Raw genomic sequence first — 4468 nt, 5'->3', positions numbered from 1 at the left:
GCACCCCCCTCCCACTCCCTCCATCCTCCCCCATATTCCGCACCACTCCCTGGATCACCGGAACATATTAAAAACCAATAGGAGGATTACCTTGAGCCCAAACAAGTCAACAACCCCAACATTCATCGACCTGCATTCAACCCACCGGCAGGTTTTGAACCATCTGCAACAGACTACCAGCAGGACAATGAAATCCCTGGTGACGGAAGCCATTGAGGATTTGGCAGTCAAGTATGAGGTGGTGGCGGAACCGCAGCACCTTCATTCTAGGACGGATTGGGGTCAAAGTGATACGCCGGTGGAGGTGACAACAGAAGGCAATATGGGATGACCAGAATAAATTATATGAAAATCAAATGTCTCGTTACATGAGCAGTTTGCACATGGCGGGCATTTGAAGACAAGATAAATCAAAAGTTAGGAGAAGAAGTTATGAGTTCGATAAATGAAACGGGTCACAATCAATCAGCAGCAGAGTCAGTTTGCGTCACACCGGAAATCCCACTTATTATTAAAACGTCCCCCATTACAATAAGAGAGGCAGGTGAATCTCTGTATCACGCATTACTGGCTCAAGGAGTTCAGGTTGTTGATGAATCTGACTCGTCAGATATAAAGCTTAAGGCTGATGGTATCAACTTTACTATGTCTATGGGGACGAAGGGCTGGATACTTACGGTTGTTTTAACCACTGGAAACAAGAGGTCATGTAATGAGGTCGATAACATTGTTGACCTCTCAGAACCCCTAGCTGCAAATCTATCATGGAATTACGGAACCATATTCCAAGTGGAATCAACGGACCAAGAGACCGGACTTCAGACGTTCACGATCACTGGTGATTTCGAGTCATTTTTGATGCATAGAGGCTACACTGAATTCTTTGCAGTAATTTGGAAAGCTTTGTGCAAAGCCATTTCAGGCAAAGGATTAACCAACTAAATGAGTATGGGGATGACTGTGTAATCGCAGCATCCCCATTTTAATTTCACAGGTATCGGACACCATTGATCAACCACCAGAATCCGGAGAACACACTATGAACATCATCCATGACAACAGCCATCTCGCCCCAGAACATCAAACCACCGCGCAATATCCACACTGTTTTTTTGACAATAACCAGATTGCGGAGATCGTTGCACGGCAATGCCATCAACGGGGAGTCAGAATACATGACGACGAATGCCATTTATTAGCAGATGGCTTTTATTTCCTGTTCCGGCTCGATACTCCCTCAACATATTCAGACGCAATTGAAGTCTTCATCAAAGATCAACGTATTACTCTTTCAATGTCCATGCCGTTGCAAAACTTTTATCGGTACCACCATCATCAAGTGTACCGCCTGAAAGGCTTGATTAGAGATAGACTTCAGATATCACGCTGTTCCGTTTCATTGTCCCTCAATAGGGCTTTATTAATTTCTTCACTGCCACGTCACGAGGATTGTATGCTCCTCTCATACACTAATCTGGCACTGGATGATCGCGACCAATTCATCACCACTGAAACCCATATTAGGAACGAGATGTGTGCGGAGCTATTCCTGTCAGCGGCCGACCTACCCCGATCTTCTCACTCCCACATATGAACAAATATAAAATTATATGAAGGAGAACCCACCATGCCCAGAAAATCAAAACCCAAGATGACAACCCCGCCAACCATTTACACAATTCCATTCAACGAGCCGGTCTCTCAACCATTGCATATTCCCCCACCGCCACCATTGAGCGAGCCAGAAGAGGAACGGCAATACTGGTTACGAAAGAACATGGCCCTGGATGGATACAGTGAAGCGGCTATTGATACCGCGATTGCCAACCTGAATGCACCTATGGCACCGGACACCATCGACCCTTCTTTAGAGAAGGGAAAAGCACTGGCTCCGGGATCACCGGTGATTGAATATTCCCTGGCTGAATTGGCTGGTGAACAGAAATTGATCCAGCCATTACCCGCGCCGCAACCAATTCAACCCGCCGCTGCTCCCGAAACCATTTACCCCAAGATTACCCGGCATAAGGGACAGCGGGTCCAGACCTGCAAGAATATCTTCACATCGGTCACGATCCAGCATAGGAAAGCATTGGATCTGTTAAGGGAGCGAACGCGGAAGTCCATGAAGGAGGTTCTATGTGAGGCCATTGCCGACTGCGCGGTGAAGCATGGATTGGCTACTCAGCCTGGGGATATTTGGAACTGGCCGGATTGGGATTGATGGTGGGAGGGACTTTCAACATCGAGATGCGGAAGACCACACAAAGCTCGTAAACGAGGACTCGAAACAGTCTTCAATTATGCCCCATAACTGAGCAATCCAGCATCCACCGTCAGTGGCCACAATCCCCGCGCAACTTCCTGTTTTTCAGCAGCAAGCATATCTTTAAGACGTTGAATGTGAACTGCACACGCGCCAGTCAGTACGGCCCTTTGCCCTTGAGCGTATGCCGCCACAATTCGCGTAAAAGGATCTTCCCCATCAGCGAATACCTCGCGCGCAGTCCACACGTCTTTTGCCCACCTTATCCAAGCATCATAGCAATAGTTCAGGTAAATAAATTCCAAGAATTCAACAATAGGGAAAGGGAATTCCCCTTTCCGGAAGTCCATCCGAGGCTCACCTTCCGGAGCAACATGTATGTGTGGAAGCGGTTCCTTGAATAACGGTCCAGGTTTAGATAAGTCGAGCTCAAGCCTAATGTACTGAGGAGGTGGCATTTCAGTCCCGAGGTAAAAGTCTTCCAGTGAGCCATCTTTCGTAATAAGGGCCTGAATGTTCATGTATTCAACGGCGCGGTCACGCCATTTCACAACACCTATCACGCTGATATGATCCTCAATGACACAATGCTCAAGACCACCAACCGCATCAACACACCGACAAAACCAATCACGCAACGATTCGTTTTCCCTTACTCGCTTATCGACATTCTTTATAGATGGCGAAGGGAAATACGCCTCGCCACTAGGACGATTGTTCATCCTAAATTTAAGCATAACCCCATGGGCACCTGCCGACAAGAATGTCATCGCGTAACCACCGACGCTAGCCCTAAGAACTCTCTCGCCATAGACAGTTCACTATCCTCTGGCATTCCCATGCACAAGTCCCTAAGGACGGACTCATGCTTTGCGTAAGTGATAATTGAACATACATCGGGGCTCAATGCTATTGGTTTGCCAAATTCAAGCCAAACCCGATGTGTTATACCTATTGGCTCCATCGTTATGATGTCGTAGTCACAGGCTGCATCCAAAACATCTTCATTGAAAGCCGCAGAGGCAGTACAGCGCAAAAATTTAATATCATCAATCTTGAGATCATCTTTGATCGCTTGATGAAAGGCCCTTACGTGTGCAGAATGTGAGGAGAATATCTTTCTGGGAAAAGAAGGAAGCCGCTTGGGCAGATCCCGCAGAAGACTCGATGGGTACATTCCACCAACTTCACCGTCCACCAGACTTGGGGAAATATAATCCCTATTTGCCATTTCATTTAGGGTCTTGCTGAAATCATCGTTCGACATCGCACATTGTATGGCTGCTGAATAATAAGGCACCCATTCTCGCTGTTGCAAAAACCGCTCAAACATCCACCGATCAACATCAGACGCTCCCATAAAAGAACGACCATCGGGAAACCGTTCTGCCCAAATACGAAACTGGGCAGCGGCAGATGATACACCCGTCCACAGATCAATCCCGCACCAACTATAGAATAGATCTCTTGACCAACGCTGTTTTCGCACAATCGCAAGCCTGTTTATGACATCAGAATCTTCCATCGCTTCCTCCAAACATAAACTCAGTAAACTACCAGCATTTACCTCTCCACCCTAATCCTATAGAAACCTGCCCTGTTCGTCGTCCCAACATTGACGGTGACATTGGTCGTGATGGCGGTCGGCGGCAGATTAGTGAATACCGGTGTCCAGGGCTCATTGGTATTGCCGAGATCACTCTTGGATTCCACGTACTGCCTGACCGCCTGTCCACCCTCCCAATCTACTTTGACGCCTTGAGGCAACCACTGCACCCCTGTAACAGCCAATACAGATAGCGGATTAGTCGGATTAAGGTCAGCAAGATACTTCTCAAGGTTGCTCATCCTGGAACCAGGCACGGTGTTCGTTGCCATTGAATAATCACTACCCTGCCCTGATAAATGGCCAAAGTATTGCCATGTCCACCAATCAGGAACACCGTCAGCATCGCTATCTAAAGCCTGAGGGATAAACTCATAACAGCCCATATCCACAGTGGCCGTCCCATTGGTGTCACCATCTACAGGACGAGGAACCCCCAGTAAATCAACAGCAGGCATAAATGCTACCGTTCCAGCATCAATGGCCACTGAACCCGCAGTCAGCTTATACCCATCCCCAGTATTCAAATTGGGGTTATTAGCAAATGACCGGTGGGGAGGCCATCCAGTCCTATTCTTGTACCTGGAGTCCATCCC

Annotated in this window: 7 protein-coding genes; 3 read left to right on the top strand and 4 right to left on the bottom strand. The window is 47.6% G+C overall.

Translation table 11 applies throughout. The annotated features are described in order from the left end of the window. A partial coding sequence (locus WCI03_15065; protein MEI8141172.1) for a hypothetical protein occupies window positions 1–331 on the top strand: 331 nt, incomplete at its 5' end. A 101-nt stretch (window positions 332–432) separates the two neighbouring features. Then, on the top strand, window positions 433–942 hold the full coding sequence (locus WCI03_15060; GenBank protein ID MEI8141171.1) for a hypothetical protein: 510 nt from the start codon (window positions 433–435) through the stop codon (window positions 940–942). Window positions 943–988: 46 nt separating this feature from the next. Here the strand turns inward: WCI03_15060 and WCI03_15055 are convergent, their stop codons facing one another. Continuing rightward, a complete protein-coding gene (locus WCI03_15055; protein ID MEI8141170.1) occupies window positions 989–1192 on the bottom strand; it encodes a hypothetical protein in 204 nt (67 codons plus the stop codon). A gap of 435 nt (window positions 1193–1627) precedes the next feature. On the opposite strand from WCI03_15055, the gene WCI03_15050 reads away from it, so the two are divergent. Then, complete coding sequence (locus WCI03_15050; GenBank protein MEI8141169.1) at window positions 1628–2224, top strand: hypothetical protein; 597 nt, start codon at window positions 1628–1630, stop codon at window positions 2222–2224. A 77-nt stretch (window positions 2225–2301) separates the two neighbouring features. Here the strand turns inward: WCI03_15050 and WCI03_15045 are convergent, their stop codons facing one another. The 3 genes from WCI03_15045 to WCI03_15035 all read right to left on the bottom strand — a co-directional run. Next, window positions 2302–2988, bottom strand: a complete 687-nt coding sequence (locus WCI03_15045) for a hypothetical protein (GenBank protein ID MEI8141168.1) — start codon at window positions 2986–2988, stop codon at window positions 2302–2304. A gap of 44 nt (window positions 2989–3032) precedes the next feature. Further along, window positions 3033–3791 carry a hypothetical protein gene (locus tag WCI03_15040; protein MEI8141167.1) on the bottom strand — a complete coding sequence of 253 codons (759 nt, stop codon included), beginning with the start codon at window positions 3789–3791 and terminating at the stop codon, window positions 3033–3035. A gap of 38 nt (window positions 3792–3829) precedes the next feature. Continuing rightward, on the bottom strand, window positions 3830–4468 hold a 639-nt coding region (locus tag WCI03_15035), incomplete at its 5' end, for a choice-of-anchor Q domain-containing protein (protein MEI8141166.1).

Source organism: bacterium (assembly GCA_037143175.1).
Taxonomy (GTDB): domain Bacteria; phylum Verrucomicrobiota; class Kiritimatiellia; order CAIKKV01; family CAITUY01; genus JAABPW01.
Note: the sequence above shows the minus strand (reverse complement) of the source record. Positions and strands in the feature narration are given on the sequence as shown.